This is a genomic window from Brevundimonas aurantiaca (assembly GCF_904830995.1).
In the GTDB taxonomy this organism is placed as follows: Bacteria; Pseudomonadota; Alphaproteobacteria; order Caulobacterales; family Caulobacteraceae; genus Brevundimonas; species Brevundimonas aurantiaca.
Genome location: NZ_CAJGVD010000001.1, coordinates 2,777,760 through 2,798,191, shown reverse-complemented (window position 1 = coordinate 2,798,191; position 20,432 = coordinate 2,777,760). Strand labels below are relative to the sequence as shown.

Below are 20,432 nucleotides of genomic sequence, written 5' to 3'. Positions count from 1 at the left end.
GGCTACTCCCCCCGCTCGGCCTTCAGCAGGAAATAGGGCAGCAGGCCGGCGACCACCTGGCGGCTGGCGTCCTCGTCCTGATCCAGCATGTCGCGCAGCGGCGGGCCGATCAGGGCCTCGCCGAAGGCGCTGAGGGCGATGAACAGAACCGCCGAGGACAGCTGTTTGGGCGAGGCGGTCAGGGGATCGCCCAGCTTGTCGCGGATGGCCTCGACCAGACCGTTCACAGCCGCCCGGACCGGCTCCAGATGGGTCAGGTCGCCCTTCAGCACGATCCAGGCGGCCAGCTTGCCCGCCCCGCCTTCCGCAAAGGCGTCGAAGACGGCGTTGATCAGCTCCAGCGGCGCCCCCTCGTCGGTGCGCAGCCGGGCGATGGCGGCGTCCAGGGCGTTCGACAGATCCGCCACCATCGACCCCATCAGGGCCGACTGCAGCCCCTCGGCCGAACCGAAATGGTGGATCAGATTGGCGTGGGTCATGCCCAGGTCGTCGGCGACGGCCTTCAGGGTCACCGAGTCCGGCCCGCCCGCCAAAAGGCGCGCGCGAGCGCAGGCCAGAACCTCCAGGCGGGCTTCTTCAGGGGTGCGACGACGGCGACGAACGCGCTCTATTGACATTGTTGTTAGTTACATCCATGTAGATAGCACTGGTTAAGCTCAGCGCCCGGAGAGAGCAAGTGACGGCTGAACTGATGATGGACGACGCCCTGGTCGATGCGCGGCCCCGCGCTGACGGCATGGGGCGCCCCCGGCGGATCGAGATCGGCCGGGCTTTTCGCGCCCTGCGCCGCCTGATCGCGAACAAGGAAGACACCACCCAGGTGTTCGAGATCATGAACGCCCTGGCTGGGAACTCGGTGCGGCGCGGCTATATGCGGATGCTGGAGACGCCCGAGGGCGCGCGCCAGGCCTTCAAGATGGTCGAGCTGGCGGACCGGCTGCACGACCGGCCCTGGCTGGAATCCATGCCCGCCGGATCGGTGGGCCGCGCCTATCTGGACTTCATCGACGAACGCAATCTGTCGGCCTACGGCCTGGCCGACGAAAGCCGCAAGGTGGCAGACACCGAGATTGAGGCGGCCCATCCCTACGCCTGGTACGCCCGGCGCCTGCGCGACATCCATGACCTGTGGCACATCCTGGCCGGCTATCGCACGGACGCCCTGGGCGAGGCCTGCGTGGTCGCCCTGTCCCTGCCTCAGACGGGCAGCAAGGGTTTCGGCCTGATCGCCATCGGCGCCGCCGTCGAAATGACCAAGGCCCGCACCGGCTATCCCTGCGCCCGCGCCGTGTTCGAGGCGTGGCGCCGGGGGCGGAAGGCGGCCTGGCTGCCGGCCCTGGACTATGAGGCCCTGATGTCTGAGCCGCTGGATCAGGCGCGCGCGCGGCTGGGCCTGGGAGGGCCGACCCTCTACGACCGCATCCCGGTCGCGGTCCGCAACCGCCTGCTGGTCCGGGGCTGATGCGTCGCCGGACCTGGCCCGCCGCCCTGACCGTGGCCGGCGGGGTCCTGACCGGAGCGGTGATGACCGCCGCTCCGGCCTCGGCCCAGGACAGTCCGCTGCTTGGACGGTGGCGCACCGCCGCCCAGGGCGGGGTGGTCGAAATCCACCGCTGCGGCGCCGCCCTGTGCGGCCGAGTGGTGGACGCCGCCCCCCTGCGTCGAAATCCCGATCAGACCGATGTGCGCAACCGCGACCCGGACTTGCGGAGCCGGCCGCTCAGGGGGCTGCGCGTTCTGGACGGCTTCACCGGCGGCCCCACGACCTGGTCTGGCGGCCCCCTCTATGACCCGGACAGCGGCCAGCGCGCCTCTCGCGGAACCCTGACCCTGATGGAGGGCGGCCGACTGGCGGTGCGCGGCTGTATCGCCCCCCTTCTGTGCCGCACCCAGACCTGGACCCGGCTGCGTTAGATCAGCCCGCCATGGCCCGTCCCGCCGCCCGTCCGGTGAACAGGCAGCCGCCCAGGAAGGTGCCCTCCAGGGCGTTGTAACCGTGGGCGCCCCCGCCGCCGAACCCCGCCGCCTCGCCCGCCGCATAGAGACCCTCCAGCACCGTTCCGTCGGCCCGCAACACCCGGCTGTCCAGATCCGTCTGCACCCCGCCCAGGCTCTTGCGCGTCAGAACGCTCAGCTTGACCCCGATCAGGGGGCCGGCCGCCGGGTCCAGCAGACGGTGCGGTTTCGCCACCCGCGCCAGCCGGTCGCCCAGATAGCGGCGGGCGTTGTGGACCCCCTGGACCTGCAGATCCTTGGCGAAGGGGTTGGCCATCTGGGCGTCGCGCGCCTCCACCACCCGCCGCACCGCCTCGGCCTTCAGCAGGGGCGTCGGCGTCAGGGCGTTCATGCCCGCGACCAGGGTCTCCAGCTCCTGGGCTGCCACGAAGTCCGCCCCCTTGGCCTTGAAGGCCTCGACCTCGGGCGAGGCGCCCTTGCCCAGCCGCGTCTTCAGCACCCGCAGCCAGTCGCCCGAGGTGATGTCGCCGTTCTGCTCCGACCCTGAAAGGGCGAACTCCTTTTCGATGATCGACTGGGTCAGGATGAACCAGGAATGGTCGTGCTCAGCCAGGTCCGGCGTGGTGCGCAGATAGCGCAGGGTGGACAGGGTGTCATAGCCCGGCAGGGCGGGGAAAGGCAGTCGCCGCCCCAGGGCGTCCAGCCACAGGGACGAGGGGCCGGGCAGGATGCGGATGCCGTGTCCGGGCCAGATCGGGTTCCAGTTCCGCAGCCCCTCGACATAGTGCCACATCCGGTCCCGGTTCACGAGGCGGGCGCCCGCCGCCTCGGCGATGTCCAACCCCCGTCCGTCGACATAGGCGGGCACGCCCGTGACCATCGTCCGCGGCGGCCGTCCCAGCCGTTTGGGCCAGAAGCGGCGCACCTTGTCGTGGTTCCCGCCGATGCCGCCGGTGGCGATCAGGACCGACGGCGCCCGCAGGGTGAAATCGCCCACGACCTCGCGGCTGGAGGCCGCGCCCCGCGGAGCCTCGCTGGGCGCCAGGCGGACGCCCGCCACGCCGGTCACGCGGCCGGCCTCGACGATCAGCTGATCCACCCGACTGCGGAAGTGAAAGGTCAGCCGCCCCTGGGTCTGGGCCTCCAGGGCGCGGGCGGCGAAAGGACCGCTGACGCCCGTCCCCGTGCCCCAGGGCACATGAAAACGCGGGACGGAGTTGCCGTGCCCCTGGGCCCGGCCGTCGCCCCGTTCGGCCCAGCCGACCATGGGGGTGAGGCGGATTCCATGGCGGCGCAGCCAGTCGCGCTTTTCGCCGGCGGCGAACTCGACATAGGCCCGGCCCCAGCGGGCGGCCCATTCGTCCTCGGCCAGGGCGCCGTCCAGCCGGTCCCAGCCGGCGCTGCCGCGCCAGTCGGACCAGGCCAGGTCGAAACTGTCGCGCACCCCCAGACGCCGCTGTTCGGGGCTGTCCACCAGAAACAGGCCGCCGAAGGACCAGAAGGCCTGACCGCCCAGATTGGCGGCGTTCTCCTGATCCACCACCGCCACCCTGCGCCCGGCCTGGACCAGTTCATTGGCGGCGACCAGGCCGGCCAGGCCCGCCCCGACGACTATGGCGTCACAGTCCATTTCGTCCCTCCTGATCCGCGCCCTCAGCCCTCGCGAAAGTCTGAAATCGCACCGTCTGCGGATGGCCGTCAACCGACATCATTGTCAATAGGTATTGACATGAGAGTGAGTAGTGCGAAGCTGGCGACAACCGCCGGTGGCCCCGCCCCGTCGAGCGGAAACATCAGGCGGGAGGAAACGCACATCAGGACGCCGTCTCAGCCCGGCGTGCTCAGGGAGGATCACATGGTTTCAGCCGTCCGCACTCGCGCGCGCCTTGCGCTCTCGGTCTCCGCCACAGCCCTGCTGATGGCCGGGGCGCCCGCCCTGGCCCAGACGACGCCGCCCGCAGCTCCAGCGCCGCAGGCCGGTCAGTCGCCGCAGGCCGCGCCCGCGGTGGTGGACGACATCATCGTGACCGCCCAGAAGCGCGAACAGTCCGTTCAGGACGTGCCCATCGCCGTCTCGGCCCTGTCGGCCGAGGCCCTGGAATCGCGCCAGATCGAGGGGGGATCGGAACTGCTGCGCGCCGTGCCGAACGTGTCCTTCTCCAAGTCCAACTTCAGCATGTACAACTTCTCGATCCGCGGGATCGGGACCAAGGCGGTGTCCGCCTCCAGCGACCCGGCCGTGGCCGTCAGCTTCAACAACACTCCCCTGATCCGCAACCGGCTGTTCGAGCAGGAATATCTGGACGTCGCTCGGGTCGAGGTGCTGCGCGGGCCGCAGGGGACGCTTTACGGCCGCAACGCCACCGGCGGCGTCGTCAACATGTTCCCCGAACTGCCCAAGTTCCGGTCGGAGGGCTTCGCCACGGGCGAACTGGGCAACTATGACAGCCGGCGCGGCCAGGCCATGCTCAACGTCCCCTTCGGCGACACCTTCGCCGTGCGCGGCGCCTTCGGCTTCACCCAGCGCGACGGCTTCGACTACAACAGCTTCAACGACACCCATGTGAACGACCGCGACCTGTTCACCACCCGTCTGTCGGCCCGGTGGGAGCCGACGGCGCGGTTCCGCGCCAATGCGATCTGGGAGCATTTCGAGGAAGACGACCACCGCTCCCGCACCGGCAAACAGCTGTGCACCACCGATCCGGGTCCGACCCAGGTCGGATCGGCGACGATCACCACCCCTTACAATCAAGATCAGTTGAGCCAGGGCTGTCTGCCGGGTTCACTGTATTCCGACGCCGCCTATGGGGCGCCCAACGGTGGTTCCTTCGGGCCGATCCGGCTGCTGTCCGGTTTCTTCAGCCTGGGCGGCTTCGACGCAAACGGCGCCAGCGTCTATCCGATCCCACAGGGCTTCGACCCCTATGAGGGCGTCGTGCAGTCGCGAGACCTGCGTGAGATCGCCACCAACTACGATCCCGTCTTCCGGGCCGAGAACGACGTCGTCCAGGTCAATCTCGAATTCGACCTGACCGACACCCTGACCCTGTTCTCACAGACCGCCTACGCCAAGGACGACTATTATGCGTCGCAGGACTATGCGCGCTACGTCTCCAACCCCGCCTTCTCGGACAGCAGCCAGGTGTTCGATTTCTTCGGCGACCTGATTCCGTCGCCGGCCGCGCCCGGCGGCGTCTACACCGATCCGCAACTGGGGCCGTCAAACCGGATCCTGTCGGCCGACATCAGCCAGTCCGACAATCGACAATGGTATCAGGAGTTCCGCCTTCAGTCCGACATGGCGGGCGATTTCAACTTCAGCCTCGGCGCCAACTATTTGGACTTCAAGTCGCAGGACGATTACTACGTTTTCAACAACACCTTCTCCTACCTCGCCGAATATTTCTACAACTTCGAGCTGGGTCCGGACGGAAGTTCGCAAACCGTACCCTGCGATGACGATCGCGTGTTCGAATGCGTCTATGTCGACCCCAATCCGCTGAGCGAAATCAACGGCGAAGGTCACAACTATTTCCGCAGCAAGAACGTCGTCCACACCCGCTCCTGGGCCGTCTTCGGCGAGGGCTACTGGGACCTGACGCCGGAACTGCGGCTGACGACCGGCCTGCGCTATACCGAGGACCGCAAGGACACGACACCCTATCCCAGCCAGCTGCTGCTGGGCGCGCCGCTCGGCGGCGGGTCCGGTCCGGGGTCGGGCGGATTCGTGCGTCGGGGCTATTACGCCCTGCCGGACATCGAACAGAAGTGGGAGGCGGTCACCGGCCGGATCGTGCTGGATTGGACACCCGATCTGTCCTTCACCGACGACACCCTGGTCTACGCCTCCTTCTCCCGCGGCTATAAGGGGGGCGGCACCAATCCGCCTCGCCTGGAGCTGGACCCAAGGGTCGTCCAGTACCAGCCCCTGGCCAGCACCTTTGATCCCGAATACGTCAACGCCTTCGAAATCGGCGCCAAGAATACGCTGATGGACGGGGCGCTGCGGCTGAACGCGACCGGCTTCTACTATGATTACAAGGACTATCAGGTTTCCCAGATCGTCGATCGCATCTCATTGAATGAGAATTTCGACGCTGAAATCTGGGGTCTGGAGCTTGAAGCGGTCTACCGGCCGACGCCCAGTTTCCAGATCGACGGCAATCTCGGCTATCTGAAGTCCCGCATCGCCGACGGCGAGCGGTCCATCAACGTCATGGACCGCACCCAAGGCGACCCCGACTGGATCACCATCCGTCCCTGGATCCAGGTGCCGTCGAACTGCATCGCCCCGCGCGCCTATGCTGAAACCATCCTCAACAGCGCTTTCGGACCCGATGCGGCCAATCTGGCGCTGAGCGCCCTGTGCGCCGGCTCGTCGCGGTTCGGCACCTTCAACCCCAACTTCAACTCCATCCTTCCCTTCTGGGCGCTCTACGGCTTCACCTACGATCCCTTGACCGAGGCGCCGAACGGCGGACGGGGTTTCGAGGCCGACCTGGGCGGCAATGAACTTCCTAACTCGCCCAACTGGACCGCCAACATCGGGGCCCAGTACAGCTGGTTCCTGGGCGATTGGGACCTGACGCTGCGCGGCGACTATTATCGCCAGGGCGAGAGCTTCTTCCGCGTCTACAACACCGAATACGACCGGCTGGAGGGCTGGGACAATCTGAACCTGTCGGTGTCCCTGACCAATGAGGCGCGGGGCCTGAAGCTCCAGGCCTATGTCAAGAACGTCTTCGACGATGCGCCCATCGTCGACGCCTTCACCAACTCGGACGACACCGGGCTGACGACCAATGTCTTCACCCTGGACCCGCGGCTGTTCGCCGTGCGGCTGACCAAGTCGTTCTGAGGCTGACGTCAGGCCGGTCTTCCCGGCCACCCTGTAAGGCCGTCCCCGACGTCAAGAGACGCCGACAGGACGGCCTTATGTCGTTTTATATCATTGAAAAATATACGTATTTCTCCTTGACTCTCACCTACCTTCCGCGTTGTAAGTACATCGCCCCTAGCGGGTGAACACACGCTCAACGGGTCCAACCAAGGACCCACTCAAAGGGAGGACTACCATGATCAAGATGCTTTCCATCGCAGCTGCGGCGCTCGCTTCCGTCGCCGTCGCTTCCCCCAGCTTCGCCCAATCCTTCTCGCCCAGCTCGGGCAGCGTATCCGGATCGGGTTCTGTGACCCTGTCGCAAACGATCAGCGTCACCTGCAACGTCTCCATCACCGCAAGCCCGCTGAGCGCGACCAGCGCGCCCATCCCGACTCGCAGCATCTCGCCCGGCGGCATCGCCTGCTTGGCCGTTGCGCCGTCCGGCGCTTGGAGCGCGGCCGTGGTGCCGGGATCGACCACCTCGATCGCCCTGACCATCGGCGCCAACACCGTGGCCAACGATCCCTGCTACGGCACGGTGGTGGTCGCCTGGAACAATGCGACCAGCACGGCGACCTTCAACAACAACGTCCTGCCCCCCGTGAACGCCGGCGGTCGCAACTGCACCATCGTCAGCGGCTCGATCCGTATTCCGGGTCTGCAAATCCTCTAGGCTCGGCTGGTCCCCGGATCCTAAACCTGAAAGCCTGGCCGGGCGTCCGCGACGCCCGGCCTTTTTTCTTTCCGCGCGGTCCGGCTCGCTCCTAGATTGTCCCTGTGATCTCCCTCTGTCTCACGCTCGCCGGGTTCAGCGCCGCCGCCGTCCAGGCGACGCCGGCGCCGCAGGCCGATCCGCCCCCGGTGACCGTCCTGCCCGACGTGGAGGTGGCCGCCCGGCGAGGAGCGGCGCGCACCCCGCCCCAGTATGAATATGACGCCGCCCGCATCGACGCCCTCGCCGGCGGCAGCGTCGGCGACGTCCTGGGCCAGGCCGCGCGTCAGTTCAGCCCCGGCCAGCCGCCCGTGATCATCATCAACGGCGTCCGCATGCCGGACCCCTCCGTCTTTCTGGACCTGCCGCCCGACGCCCTGGAGCGGTTGGAGGTCCTGCCGGCCGGTTCGGCGGCGGAATACGGCGGCTCTCCCTCCGGCCGGGTCTTCAACCTGGTCCTTCAGCGCAGTTTCGCCAGCCGCGACGGCGCCCTGACGGCGGCCGCCCCGACCGCCGGGGGCTTTCGCGAGCTTTCCGCCACGGCGCGCCAGTCCGGGCTCCAGGACCGCAACATCACCAACCTGACCCTGACCCTGCGCGACGTCTCTGCCCTTCTCGCCGATGATCGCCAGGCCTATCTGCGTGATCACCCCGACAGCGCGGGCGTCAGCCTGACGCCCGAGAGCCGGTTTCTGTCGGCCAACGCCGCCTTCAACCGCAGCCTGGGCGACTGGGCCGCCAGCCTGAACGCCTCGGCGAGCCAGACCTCCAGCCGATCGACCGCGCGGGACGCCGACGGCCTGACGGTTCTCTCCACCGACACCCGCCGTTGGGAGGTGCGCAGCGGCCTCAGCGGTTCGGTTCTCGACTGGACCGCCCAGGTCAATCTCCTCGCCACGGCCGATGTCGTAAAGGCCGAAGGCCCGACGCCTTCCCAGACCGACCTGATGAGCTGGAGCGGCGCGGTCGCCCTGAACCGCAGCCTGCCGGGCCTGGGCGCCGGCCCGATCGCCGTCAATCTGTCCGCCGATGCGAACCGGAACCGAACCCGGACGGAGGCTGGGGGAGAGGCGGACCGGCGCGCCACGACGGCCTCCGCCTGGCAGGGGCAGATCACCGTCCCCCTGTCCCAGCCTGCGCCGCCGCCTGGTCTGGAGGACGAGGCGAAGACCCTCAAGATCGGGGGCGTGAGCCTGGGCGGCCTGTCCGTCAGCCTGGGCGCGGGGGGCCGCGACACCGACGCCGGGGGCGGAAACAGTCTGGACCTGGGCGCCGCCTGGCAGCCGCGTGACAAGGTCAGCCTCAGCGCCAGTTGGAACCGCACCCTGACCGCGCCCAGCGACCTGGACCGCTTCGCCCCGCCGCGCCAGGGCCCGAACGCCGTCGTCTATGACTTCCGCACCGGTGAGGCGGTCGAGGTCCAGACCCTGGTCGGCGGAAATCCCGACCTGACCGCCGCCCGGTCCGAAGGCGCGGCTCTAAACCTGTCGCTGGGCCCCTTCACCCGGTGGAGCGTCGGCTTCAACCAGGGCCTGTCCCTGGCCCGCACGCGCGACGGGATCTCGTCGACGCTTCAGCCGACGCCACAGACCGAGGCCGCCTATCCTGACCGGTTCCTGCGCGATGCGTCGGGCCGTCTCGTTCGGATCGACCTGCGCCCCTTCAACGCCACGGCTTCAGAGACCCGGTCTCTGACCACCAGTCTGAGCCTGAACCCGCCGGTCGATCCGGAGGCCTCCGCCGCGACCTGGACGGTCAACCTGTTTCACACCTGGCGGCTGACCGACCGGACCGAGCTGGGCCGGGGCCTGCCGGTCCTGGATCGGCTGGCCGGTGACGGCGGCGGCGTGTCCGGCCAGGACCTGGGATGGACGCTCAGCCGGATGAAGGGGCCGCTGAAGATCGACGTCACCGGCCGGTGGACGGCGGGCTATCGCAGCCGGGCGACCATCGGTGAAGACGGCCCGGCCGACCTGCGGATCAGCGACTTCGCCCGCCTGGACCTGAAGGCGACCTATCGCCTCTTCCGGGACGTGTCCGGGCGACGGGCGGAAGGGGCGCGGCTGGAGCTGTCGATCCAGAACCTGACCGACGAACGCCCCTCCGCCCGCCTCGCCGACGGCGCACCCGCCCCCGGCTACGGGCGCGACAGCCGCGACCCCGTCGGCCGCCGCATCGAGATCACCCTGGGCAAGCGGTTCTAGATGTGCAGGCCCAACAGCGGGAGCCCGCGTCAGGGGGTGATGTAGATCGGATTGCCGATGAGGACGAGGCGACCGTGGATGTCGCGGACCTGAACCCGGATCCAGTGGCGCGCGCCATCTCCGGATACGGCGAAGCTCGCCTCGCCCTCCGCCGGGGTCGGACGGGCCAGGGCCGGAACCAGAGCCGCGTCCTCGATCACCTCGATCTGCCCGCCGGGCACGCCGCGCGCGGTGACGAAGAAGGTCGCCGTCGCCCCCCGAGCCAGCGGGAGCGATCCGCCCATCTCGGCCCGGGCGGGCCCCGCCTCCGCCCGTAGATCCAGCAGCCGATCAGGCCGCATGTCGATATCTATGAACACCCGACCGGATCGGACGCCCGCCAGCAGCCCCTTGACCGAAAGCTCGGGCATATAGACCGCCGTGGTAGGGGAGCCGAGCGTGCCCAGACGTTCGGTCGGAAGGTCCGGATTGTGGATGTCGCTGCCGCCGATCCCGGTGACGTGTTCGCCCTGATTGAGCAGTCGGTCCCACAGGTCGAACCCCTGTTTAGGGCCCTCGGGCGTGCCGAACTCGTCCAGGGTGCCGCCGTTCACCACCTCGACCGCGCCGATGGAGCCGGGTGGAAGGGGATCGACGGACCAGCCGCAGCCCATACATTCCTCTCCGGTCGCTACGCCGGGGTGGTTGACCGACACCAGGCCGCCGGAGTCGTTGGCCGCCTGAATCCACGACAAGGCGTCCGCAGCGTCGGGCTGCGTCATCCGGTACTCGAGGAACTGCGTCAGGCCGAAGACATTGGCGTGGCCGAAGAAGGTCGTCATCTCCCGCCCCGGCGCCAGAAGCACTTTGTCGAAATGCTCCTGCAACTCGCGCATCTCATTGTAGTGGGCGGTGGTGTTGTGATCGGTGATGGCGACGAAATCCAGGTTTCGGCCCGCAGCTGTTTCGACGGCGCGATAGACGGGGCAATGGGTCTCCCGTCCGCTGTGGGCCGCGCAGCTGCCGTCGGAATCGCCGGTGTGGACGTGGAAATCGCCGCGATACCAGCCCGGCGCGGGATTGATCGGGGCGTCTGCGAACTCGACCGGGCGAGGGCGGGTTTCGACGGCGACGCGGGTCTCGTACTCGATCTCGGCGCCGGGTCGGATCTGCGAGGCGCTGAGAACCAGCCGCCAACGTCCCGCCGGCAGCGGGCCGGGCAGATAGCCCGGCGTCGCCTCTTCCGTGGACAGGGTGAAGACTTCGCGGGTCGTGCCGCTCCACCCCCTGAAGCGCTCAGGGTCGAACACGCCGATATCGACCCCTGCGTCCTGGGTGCGCCTGAGATAGCGGAAACGAACGGTCACCCGGGTGGCGCCGGGCGGCACCGTGAAGACCACTTCGCGGTGGGTCTGGTGATCGGCGCGAGTCAGACGGCCGGTGATGACCTGTTCGGGAGGATCGACGCGGCGGTCGGCGGCCAAGGCCGAGCCGGCGGCGAAAAGGACGAGCGCGGCGAGCGTCGCGCAGAGCGGCGTTTTCATGAGGATCTTTCCTCTTCATCAGAGCCGGGACGGCGCGCGGCGTCGCCGCGCGCCGGAAAGGCTGAACTAGAAGCTGTATTTGGCGGTCAGGAGGGCCGTCCGCCCCGACTGGACGATGTCGGAGATGGCGGAGCTGTTGCGGCCGACATGCGACCAATAGCTGTAGGTTCCGGTCAGGTTCGCAATCGAAAGATCCAGATCGACCGCGCCCAGACGATAGCCCGCGTGCAGATCGACCCGCCTCGTCGGGCGGACCCAGACGTCGCTCCAGCTCGAGCCCGTCGAGAACAGATCGTACTTCTGCAGGAAGTCGCTGGTGTAGCGATAGAGAAGATCCAGGGTGAAGCGGTCGTCGGCATAGAAGACGCCGATATTGCCGGTCACGTTCGGCGCGTTCTGCATGCGCTGATGGCGGCCCCAGTCGGCGCCGATATCGACTTCGGAATGCTGCAGCGTCAGATTTCCACCGATGGAGAAACCGTCGAGCACAGGGTTCAGCGCGCCCAGCTTCTGCTGCCCTTCGAACTCGACGCCGAACAGATCCCCGTCGCCGCCGTTACGGGGCTGGTTGACGATGACTCGGCTGACCTGGCCGCGTTCGGAGTTCACATAGTTCGAGCCGCTGCCGTAGATGTAGTTGGACAGGTGCTTGTAATAGGCGCCGACGTTCAGATAGCCGTGTTGATCGAAGGTCCACCCGCCGCTGACGTCGAAATTGATCGCGTCGATCGTCTTGAGGTCCGGATTGCCGCGCGTGATCGAGGTCACGCGCGTCGCCGGATCATAGGTCTGGGTCGCCGATCCCCCCAGTTGGAAGAAGGGCGGCCGGGTGTAGCTGGTCCAAAGACTGGCGCGATAGACGGAGCGATCGCTGGGGCGATAGGTCAGGGCGATGCTGGGCAGCAGTTTTGAATAGGCGGATCGGTTGCTGTCGAAGGCGCCCAGAACCTCGTCCCCCGCCTCATTCCATTGCCGCACCCAGTAGCGGTTGTGGATGATGCTCTTTTCGTAACGCAGGCCCGCCACCACCTGGGCGTCGCCGAAAACGGACAAGGCGCTGATATAGCCGGCCCACACCGCCTCGCTGCCGCTCAGGGTGTTGCAGTTCTCGTTGGTGACGACCTTCCAGGCGGAGTCGCTTCCGGTGCAGATGTCGCTGGCGGCGTCCAGCTTGGCCTGGGTGTCGGTCAGGGCGCCGAAGCGACGCGACAGTTCATCCAGATCGAAATCGGGGATCGGATAGTCGTACTGACCGGGAAAGCCCGGAAAATACCCCTTCAGCAGTCGGCGGTCATCGGCGATCGTGGCTAAAGGATTGGGTTCGTTCACCGTCCAGTCGCGGTTGCTGACGTCGCGGCTGCTGCGCACGTAGCGAAGCCCCCCGCTGATCAGACGGGCGAAATCGCCGTCTCTTTCGCGGCTGACGTCCAGCTTGGCGCCGTATTTGGTCTGCTCGCTGAGGCCGGTGGTCTTTTCGTAGCAACAGGCGGCGGGCATGGAGCCGGGACTGGAGGCCGCCCTTTCCATGTCCGGCGTCAGCTGGGGCACGGGGTAGCCGCTGGAATTATAGCTCACCAGGGTCGGCCGTCCGAACGGGGAGGCCCCGGCGCTGGCGCCGCCGATCGGCACCGAAGTGGTCCAAAGCTCCAGATGGTCCGGGCGATCGTTGCGCCCCTGTGAATAGAAGGCGTTGGGAGCGAACGTCCAGCCGTTCGCATGTTTGTCCATGCCCAGAGACAGGGTGATCAGCTCCGCCCGTTCCGGGTTGGTCTCGTACCAGAGCCGGTTCGAGACGAAGGGAATTGTGGTGCCGTAGCGACCGCCGCCCAGGTCGATGTACTTGCCCTGGAAGACCTTGTTGCCGTCGGCATCCAGGATGTAGCCGCCTGCGGCGTCGGTCTTGTACACATTGTCGCTGACGATCTTGGCGCCGTTCCTGTCGAGGATGAAATTCCCGTCCAGGTCGGTCTTGAACGGACTGCGCCCCTCGCGATTGACGGCGTGTTCGCCGATGATCTGGTTCAGGCTGGAGTTCTGGGTCGTGAAATAGCGGGCGGAGGTTCCCCGGAGATAGACGCTGGTGTCGGCGTCCGGCCGCCAATCCAGCGAAAGCGTTCCCCCCCACATCTCCGTCCGGCCGCTGGACACGCCGATGTTCATCCCCGCCAGGAGGATGTTGGAGATCGGGTCGACCCCGGCGGGATTGTTCCCGTCGGCGTCCACCACGGCATAGGCGCGGGAATCGTCGCCGCTGGCCGCAGCCTGCAATCCGCCCATCAGCGAATTGGCGTAGTTTCGTACCGAATAATAGCCGCTGGCGTAGACGCCGAACCGTTCCTCCGCATCCAGCTTGCGGCCGTATTCGGCGGCGACGCCCTGACCGGCGCCGTCCGCGTCCAGCCGCAGGGCCTGGCTTTCAAGACGCCCGCTGACGCTGAACGACCCGCGCGACCGTCCCGAAAAGTCGAAGGCGGTGGGGGTGCGGAAATCAATTGTCCCGCCGATGGCGTCGCCGTTCATGTCGGGGGTGGAGGTCTTTCGCAAGACCACGGTCTGCACCGCCGCGGGCGGCAGAAGGTTCAGCTGCACCGCGCGGGAGTAGGCCTGGGCCTGGGCCACCTCCACCCCGTTCAGCAGGGTCACATTGTATTCGGCGTTCATGCCCCGGATCGAGACGAACTGGCCTTCGCCGCGCGAGGCGCCGTCGATCGCATAGGCGTTGCTGCCGCTCAGGAACGAACTGCCGTTCTGCATGACGTTGACGCTGGGCAGCAGCCCCAGAATCTCGGCGGCGTTGTGGGTGGCGGTATGCTGTAGGTCGGCGGCCGACAGCATCGACACGGGCTGGATCGCCTGGAACGCCCTGAAGCCGGCGTCGCGGCGGGTGCCGACCACCACCACCTCTTCCAGCTGCGCTGCGGCTTGCTGATCGGCTTGGCGGACGGCGCGATCCGTCGCCGCCTGGGGTGCGCGCGCCCCAGGCCGAATGACTACGACATTGGACCTGCGCTGGTAGGACAGGTCCTGGCCGCGCAGAAGCTGATCCAGCGCCTGCTCGACGGTCAGGCGGCCGACCGCGCCCTGCGTCGTCCGCCCCGCGACGACCTCAGGGTCGGCGACCACAGTGAGGCCCGTGGCGCGCGACAGGCGGATCAGAGCCTCGCCCAGCGCGCCGGGGGGAATGTTGAAGGCGATCGGCGCCGCGGCGTCGGACGACGCCGGAGCGGTGGCGGCCGCAGGCGTGACCACAGCGGCGCAGGCGCCGGCGGCGATCGCCACGGCCAGGGCCGAGGCGCGGAAGTCGTAGATGCGTTTGGTCATTCTATCCCCCGATATTCCGGCGCTCTGGCCGAGATGACGGGAGTTACGACGCCGGGGTCCGGCGAAACCGGACAGGGAGTTTTGACAAGGTTTTGTGAAAGGCGCCTTCGCCTCAGCCGCCCTGGGTCAGCACCAGACCGTCCGAACGTTCTCGGACGACGAAGCCGTGCAGGTCGGCCAGGGCGTCCAGATCCTCACGCGGGGTGTCCAGCCGCACCCGGCCCGTGATGCGTTTGGACTCCAGGGCCGGGCTGGCCACGACGATGGCGACGCCGCTGCGCCGTCTCAGCGCCTCGACCACGCGGTGAAGCGGCCAATCGCGCGCCTCGATCCAACCGCCCCGCCAGTCGCCGGCCTGGGCGTCGAAGCCGCTGACCGATCCGACGACTCCTCGGGTCAAATCGGCCTGTTGATTGGCGTTCAGCGTCGCCACCCCCGTCTCACCCTTCAGTCGAACCGTGCCGGAATAGACCTGAACGGCGGCCTGATCGCCGGAGATGCTGACATTGAAGGTGGTTCCCAGATCGGTCAGCGAGCCGTGATCCAGCGCAAGGACGAAGGGCCGTTCCGGATCGTGGCGGATGTCGAACAGGGCCTCGCCCCGGATCAGCCGCGCATGTCGTCCGCCGCCTTGCTGCGCCAGGCTCAGTCGGGTGTCGCCGTTGAGGTGGATTCGGCTGCCGTCCGACAGGGTGATCGTCCGCAGTTGTCCCGGCGCTGTGACCACCAACAGAGGCGACCTGGGCGCCGCGACCGGATAGAGGCGCTCGCGCAGCGGCGGCGCGCTCAAGACGCCGGCCAGCAGCAGGCCGGCGACCAGGGCGGCCGCCAGGGCCGGCGTCCAGCCCCGGACCGGGCGTGTGAAGGCCCCTGCGCGCGCCTGGGGGCGCAACCCGACGACCTTGGGTCGGGCGTCGTGCAGCCGCATGGCCTCGACCAGCGCGGGATCGCGCATCGTCTGATCGATCTGATCATAGGCGCGCCTGTGTTCGGGCGACGCCTGGAGCCAGTCGTTCAACGCCTCGGCGCCGCCGCCCTGGTCCACCCACCGCGCGGCCTGATCTTTGAGGGAGGAGGTCATCTCTGGTCGATCGCTTCGCACAACTGCCGCATGCCGCGCACGATGTGTTTTTCCACGGCATCCGGCGTCAGGTCCAGAGCCTCGGCAATCTCCGCATGAGTCTGGCCGTGCAGTCGACGCCGGATGAAGACTTCCCGACGCAGCGGCGGCATCTCTTCGAGCAGTTGGACGAACTGTTGAAGCCGCTGTTTGTGCAGCAGCATCTGGTCCGGCAGGGGCGCGTCGCTGCTCTGGCCGTCGCTCAAGGGCTCGGCCTCGACACGGCGACGGCGGCGGAAGTGGTCGCGCATGACGTTCCAGGCGATGGTCCTGGCCGCCGCCGAGATGTTCTGGACGGCGTGTCGACGGGAAAACAGCAGCAAGCGGACCAGGCTTTCCTGCACCAGATCCTCGCGCACGCTCTCATCTCGCACATGACGCGACAGAAATCGCATCAACGGCCGGCGCTGCCCGTCGATTTCCAAGGCTTCGGAGAAGCGCGCGTGATCGTCCAAGACTGTCGCCCGTCTCTCCAGACCCGGAGCCGGGCTTAGCAGGCGCTTTTGACAGACTCATAACGCCTCGACGGCCGCCCTCGGCTTTTAACCAAAGATCGGCCCAAGAGGGCGAAACCGCGCGGAAAAGGGCGACCGCGTTTCAACCTTCCCGCATCAGGCGGCTGATTTGGCGGGGCCCCTCGCCCGGCGAACAGGGCCGAATCCAGCGCATTCAGCGCCTGGGGCCGGGGTGTCGGCCATCATTGGGCCTCCAGCGCGTCCAGCCGTCCGCGCAGCATCTGCAGCATGGCCGAGAAGTCGCGGCCGCCGTGGCCCAGGCCGTCGAACAGGGCGTAGAGGGCCTGGGCCTGGGCGCCCAGGGGGGTGGAGGCGCCGGACTTGGCCGCCGCGTCCTGGGCCAGTTTCAGATCCTTCAGCATCATGGCGGTGGCGAATCCGCCCTGATAGCCGCGGTTCGACGGGGCGGCGGGTACGGGGCCGGGCCAGGGGTAATAGCTGGTCACGCTCCAGCACTGGCCCGAGGATTTGGAGGCGATCTCGAAGAAGCGCTCCGGGTCCAGGCCCAGCTTCTCGGCCAGGGCGATCGCCTCGCACGCGCCCAGCATGGATATGCCCAGGAGCATGTTGTTGCAGATCTTGGCCGCCTGGCCCGCGCCGTGATCGCCGGCGCGGATGGTGATCCGGCTCATGGGTTCCAGCGCCACCTCGACCCGGGCGAAGTCGCCCTCGTCGCAGCCGACCATGAAGGCCAGGGTTCCCGCATCAGCCGCCGCCGTCCCGCCCGACACCGGCGCGTCGGCGAAGGCGTAGCCGGCCGCCTTGGCCAGGCCCGCCACCTTGCGCGCCGTCTCCACGTCGATGGTGGAGCAGTCCAGCAGCAGGGCGCTGGACGGCGCCGCCCCAATGATCTGTTCGGCATAGACCTTATGCACATGGGGGCCGGCGGGCAGCATGGTGATCACCACCTCGGCGTCCTTGACCGCCTCGGCCACGGATCCGACGGGCTTGCAGCCGGCGCCCTGCGCCCGCTCCAGCGCCGCCGCGCTCAGGTCAAAGGCGGCGACGGCATGGCCGGCCTTGGCCTGATTGGCGGCCATGCCGCCCCCCATATTGCCCAGGCCGATAAAGGCGATCTTGGTCATGGTCTCTCTCCCTATTGTTGGCCGCTCATCCCCGCGAAAGCGGGGGCCGCGGTCAGGCCAGCGGCGTCCATTTTTCGTTGTCCGGCAAGGGCGCGAACAGGGCGTCCAGCGTCGCTTCAGTAACGCCCGACAGGTCCGCAGGGGACCAGCGGGGCGCATTGTCCTTGTCGACGATCACGGCCCGCACCCCTTCCTGGAAGTCGTGGGTCCGCACCATCCGGCCGCCCAGGGCGTATTCCATCGCCATATTGTCGGCGAAGGCGGTCAGCCTCGCCCCGGTGCGGATCTGGCGCAGCGAGACCTTCAACGACTGGGGCGACTTGGTCTTCAGGACCGCCAGCTGAGCCAGTGCCCAGTCCGAACCGTCCGCCTCCAGGGCTGCGAAGATCTCTTCGACCGTGTCGAAGGCGAACAGCCGGTCGATGGCTTTGCGCTCGAACGTGAAGCCCGGCGGAATCGGCATGTCGTGCTTGCCCACGGCCTCGATCGGCTCGCCGCCGTTCACTATGTCCGCCTTCAGCGCCTCGATCTGATCGGACGGAACATAGTGGGTGTGGATGCCCAGTTCGATCGTCTGTTGCGCCTTCAGCCGCGCCCCCGTCAGCGCCAGCCAGACGCCGGTCTGGCCCGGCAGGCGCGGCAGGAACCAGCCGCCGCCGACGTCCGGGAACAGGCCGATGCCCGTCTCGGGCATGGCGTAGGTGGTCCGCTCGGTGGCGATACGGATGGCGGCGGGTTCCGATATGCCGACGCCGCCGCCCATGACGATCCCGTCCACGATCGCCGTGATCGGCTTGGGATAGTCGAACATCAGATGGTTCAGCCGGTATTCCGCCAGGAAGAAGGCCCTGGCCTCCGACGCATCGCCCGCCCCGCTCTCGGCGAGCGTGCGGATGTCGCCCCCGGCGCAGAAGCCGCGCTCGCCGGCATGGTCGATCAGCACCGACGTGACCGCCGCATCGTCGCGCCAGGCCAGCAGGGCCTGGGTCATGACCTCGCACATCGGCCGGTTCAGGGCGTGGATGGCCTTGGGCCGGTTCAGGGTGATGCGGCCCACGCCATTCTCGATGCGGGCGATGATTTCGGCTTCGGTGGTCATTCTCGGCTCAATCCCGCAAATCAAAAACATCGACGCCGACGGCGCGGCAGGCGTCCAACAAGGCAGCGTCTCGGGAGGCCAGCGCCCCCCCATTGCCCAAGGCATGAAGCAGATAGGCGGTGTCGAACAGGCTGAGTCCGTGCGTCACGGACGGGCCGATCAGAGCCAACGCCGCCTCGCTGTCCCTGGGAGGCGTCACGCGAATGTCCAACTGGTCCAGCTTCTCGCGCAATGGGTCCAGATCGGCGCGGCCTCGCCCCACCCGCAATGAGATGAAGTTGCCGATCTCCCACGCGAACACATCCGGCGCCGTCCGATAAATCGCCTCGTCCAGCAGCAATCGATCCGCCGCCCGTGTGCGCTGTTCGGCGAACAGCCAGCTGATCGCGCAGGAGGCGTCAATCGTGACGGTCTTCATCGCGGATCACTTTTTTAAGCTCGTCCCAGCTCATCTCCGCCAGGGTCGAGTCTATGGGTTGGGCGTCGCGCCAGGCGATGATCTCCTCGGCTATGGCGCGGCGTTCTTCCGGCGACCGGGTCCGGCGCTGCGGCGACGCCGGCACGATCTTGACCGCCGCCCGCCCCCGTCGCGTGACCAGCACCTCTTCGCCCGTTCGCTCCACCTCAGCGATCAAGCTGGTGAACGAGGTCTTGGCTTCCAGCACTCCGATCTCACGCATGGCTCTGTCTCCTGACCATTATGGTCAGAACATAAACCGTCCAAGGGGCTGGAGCCATAGGCGGCGTCATGCCCGTCCCATCTCCCGTGCGATGATCACCCGCATGATCTCATTGGTCCCTTCCAGGATGCGGTGGACCCGCAGATCCCGCACGATCCGTTCCAGCGGATAGTCCTTCAGATAGCCGTAGCCGCCGTGCAGTTGCAGGGCCTCGTCGGCGATGTGGAAACAGGCGTCGGTGGCCATTCGCTTGGCCATGGCGCACCATTTGGTCTTTTCCGGATGGTCGGCGTCGATGGCCCAGGCCCCGCGCAACACCATCAGCCGCGCCGCCTCCAGGTCGGTCGCCATGTCGGCCAGGCGGAACTGCAACGCCTGGAACTCGCCGATCGGCCGACCGAACTGTTTGCGGGTTGCGACGTAATCCTGCGCCGTCTCCAGCGCCAGCCGCGCCCCGCCCAGCGAACAGGCGGCGATGTTCAGACGCCCGCCGTCCAGACCCGCCATGGCGTAGCGGAAGCCCGCCCCCTCCTCGCCCAGCAGATTGGCGACCGGCACGCGGCAGTCGTCGAACTGGACGATGGCGGTCGGCTGGGCGTTCCAGCCCATTTTCCGCTCCTGGGCCCCGAACGACAGGCCCGGCGTGCCGGCCTCCACCACCAGGGCGCTGATCCCCTTGGGGCCTTCGCCGCCGGTGCGAACCATGACGACATAGAGGTCGCTGGTCCCCGCGCCCGAGATGAAGGCCTTGGAGCCGTTCAGCACATAGTGGTCGCCGTCGCGCACCGCCGTGGTCCGCAGCGCCGCCGCGTCGGAGCCGGACCCCGGCTCGGTCAGGCAGTACGAAGCGATCTTCTCCATCCCGACCAGCGACGGCACGAACCGCGCGCGCAGAGCGTCCGATCCGAACCGGTCGATCATCCAGGTCGCCATATTGTGGATCGAGATGAAGGCCGCCGTCGCCACATCGCCGCGCGACAACTCCTCGAAGATCAGCGCCGCCTCGACCCGGCCGAGCGCCATGCCGCCGTGTTCCTCAGCCGTGTAGATGCCGCAGAAGCCCATCTCGGCCGCCTGTTTCATCACTTCGACGGGGAACTGCTTCTCCTCGTCCCAGCGGGCCGAATGGGGCGCCAGTTCAGCCTCGGCGAAGGCGCGGGCCGCATCCTGGATGGCGCGTTGGTCGTCGGTAAGGGCGAAGTTCATAGGTCATCACTCCCCGCCCCTCCCCCGTCATCCTCGGGCTTGACCCGAGGATCGGAGGCCGGAGCGTCTGCGCGTCCGCGTCGTCGCACAAGCCGCGGACAATCCGGCCCTCGGGTCAAGCCCGAG

General features: G+C 67.7%; 16 protein-coding genes. 5 read left to right on the top strand and 11 right to left on the bottom strand.

The window, feature by feature from the left end:
* Positions 1-2 precede the first annotated feature (2 nt).
* Positions 3-617: a TetR/AcrR family transcriptional regulator gene (locus JMT67_RS13825; protein ID WP_201463782.1), complete on the bottom strand. Its 615-nt coding sequence runs from the start codon at positions 615-617 to the stop codon at positions 3-5.
* Between the two features lie 59 nt (positions 618-676).
* Here JMT67_RS13825 and JMT67_RS13820 point away from each other — a divergent pair, with 59 nt between their 5' ends.
* Both JMT67_RS13820 and JMT67_RS13815 read left to right on the top strand, forming a co-directional pair.
* On the top strand, positions 677-1,462 hold the full coding sequence (locus JMT67_RS13820; protein ID WP_325100341.1) for a Coq4 family protein: 786 nt from the start codon (positions 677-679) through the stop codon (positions 1,460-1,462).
* Complete coding sequence (locus JMT67_RS13815) at positions 1,462-1,914, top strand: DUF2147 domain-containing protein (protein WP_201463781.1); 453 nt, start codon at positions 1,462-1,464, stop codon at positions 1,912-1,914. The genes JMT67_RS13820 and JMT67_RS13815 overlap by 1 nt, the downstream gene beginning before the upstream one ends.
* Position 1,915: 1 nt before the next feature.
* On the opposite strand, the gene JMT67_RS13810 is transcribed toward JMT67_RS13815, so the two are convergent.
* On the bottom strand, positions 1,916-3,586 hold the full coding sequence (locus JMT67_RS13810) for an FAD-binding dehydrogenase (protein ID WP_201463780.1): 1,671 nt from the start codon (positions 3,584-3,586) through the stop codon (positions 1,916-1,918).
* Positions 3,587-3,811: 225 nt separating this feature from the next.
* On the opposite strand from JMT67_RS13810, the gene JMT67_RS13805 reads away from it, so the two are divergent.
* The 3 genes from JMT67_RS13805 (at position 3,812) to JMT67_RS13795 (ending at position 9,757) form a co-directional block, all read left to right on the top strand.
* Positions 3,812-6,817: a TonB-dependent receptor gene (locus tag JMT67_RS13805; RefSeq protein ID WP_201463779.1), complete on the top strand. Its 3,006-nt coding sequence runs from the start codon at positions 3,812-3,814 to the stop codon at positions 6,815-6,817.
* 217 nt (positions 6,818-7,034) lie between these two features.
* Positions 7,035-7,514, top strand: a complete 480-nt coding sequence (locus JMT67_RS13800; protein WP_183218000.1) for a hypothetical protein — start codon at positions 7,035-7,037, stop codon at positions 7,512-7,514.
* A 104-nt stretch (positions 7,515-7,618) separates the two neighbouring features.
* Complete coding sequence (locus JMT67_RS13795; protein ID WP_201463778.1) at positions 7,619-9,757, top strand: TonB-dependent receptor plug domain-containing protein; 2,139 nt, start codon at positions 7,619-7,621, stop codon at positions 9,755-9,757.
* Between the two features lie 29 nt (positions 9,758-9,786).
* Here JMT67_RS13795 and JMT67_RS13790 read toward each other — a convergent pair whose 3' ends face one another.
* From JMT67_RS13790 to JMT67_RS13750, 9 genes are all read right to left on the bottom strand, one after another.
* A complete protein-coding gene (locus JMT67_RS13790; protein ID WP_201463777.1) occupies positions 9,787-11,280 on the bottom strand; it encodes a CehA/McbA family metallohydrolase in 1,494 nt (497 codons plus the stop codon).
* Positions 11,281-11,346: 66 nt separating this feature from the next.
* A complete protein-coding gene (locus tag JMT67_RS13785; protein WP_201463776.1) occupies positions 11,347-14,601 on the bottom strand; it encodes a TonB-dependent receptor in 3,255 nt (1,084 codons plus the stop codon).
* 112 nt (positions 14,602-14,713) lie between these two features.
* Complete coding sequence (locus tag JMT67_RS13780; RefSeq protein WP_183217992.1) at positions 14,714-15,682, bottom strand: FecR family protein; 969 nt, start codon at positions 15,680-15,682, stop codon at positions 14,714-14,716.
* Positions 15,679-16,176, bottom strand: coding sequence for an RNA polymerase sigma factor (locus JMT67_RS13775; protein ID WP_182714142.1), 498 nt, complete (start codon positions 16,174-16,176; stop codon positions 15,679-15,681). Before JMT67_RS13775 ends, JMT67_RS13780 begins: the two co-directional genes overlap by 4 nt.
* A gap of 242 nt (positions 16,177-16,418) precedes the next feature.
* The gene (mmsB, locus tag JMT67_RS13770) at positions 16,419-17,480 is read right to left on the bottom strand and encodes a 3-hydroxyisobutyrate dehydrogenase (protein ID WP_267904152.1); all 1,062 of its coding nucleotides are present in this window, start codon (positions 17,478-17,480) and stop codon (positions 16,419-16,421) included.
* Positions 17,374-18,420, bottom strand: a complete 1,047-nt coding sequence (locus tag JMT67_RS13765; RefSeq protein ID WP_201463774.1) for an enoyl-CoA hydratase/isomerase family protein — start codon at positions 18,418-18,420, stop codon at positions 17,374-17,376. Before JMT67_RS13765 ends, mmsB begins: the two co-directional genes overlap by 107 nt.
* Before the next feature lie 7 nt (positions 18,421-18,427).
* Entirely contained in the window at positions 18,428-18,838 is a 411-nt protein-coding gene (locus JMT67_RS13760) for a type II toxin-antitoxin system VapC family toxin (RefSeq protein ID WP_201463773.1), read from the bottom strand.
* Positions 18,819-19,100 (bottom strand): type II toxin-antitoxin system Phd/YefM family antitoxin, encoded by a 282-nt coding sequence (locus tag JMT67_RS13755; protein ID WP_182714146.1) that lies wholly within the window; start codon positions 19,098-19,100, stop codon positions 18,819-18,821. Before JMT67_RS13755 ends, JMT67_RS13760 begins: the two co-directional genes overlap by 20 nt.
* Before the next feature lie 66 nt (positions 19,101-19,166).
* Entirely contained in the window at positions 19,167-20,306 is a 1,140-nt protein-coding gene (locus tag JMT67_RS13750; RefSeq protein WP_201463772.1) for an isobutyryl-CoA dehydrogenase, read from the bottom strand.
* Between the last annotated feature and the right edge of the window lie 126 nt (positions 20,307-20,432).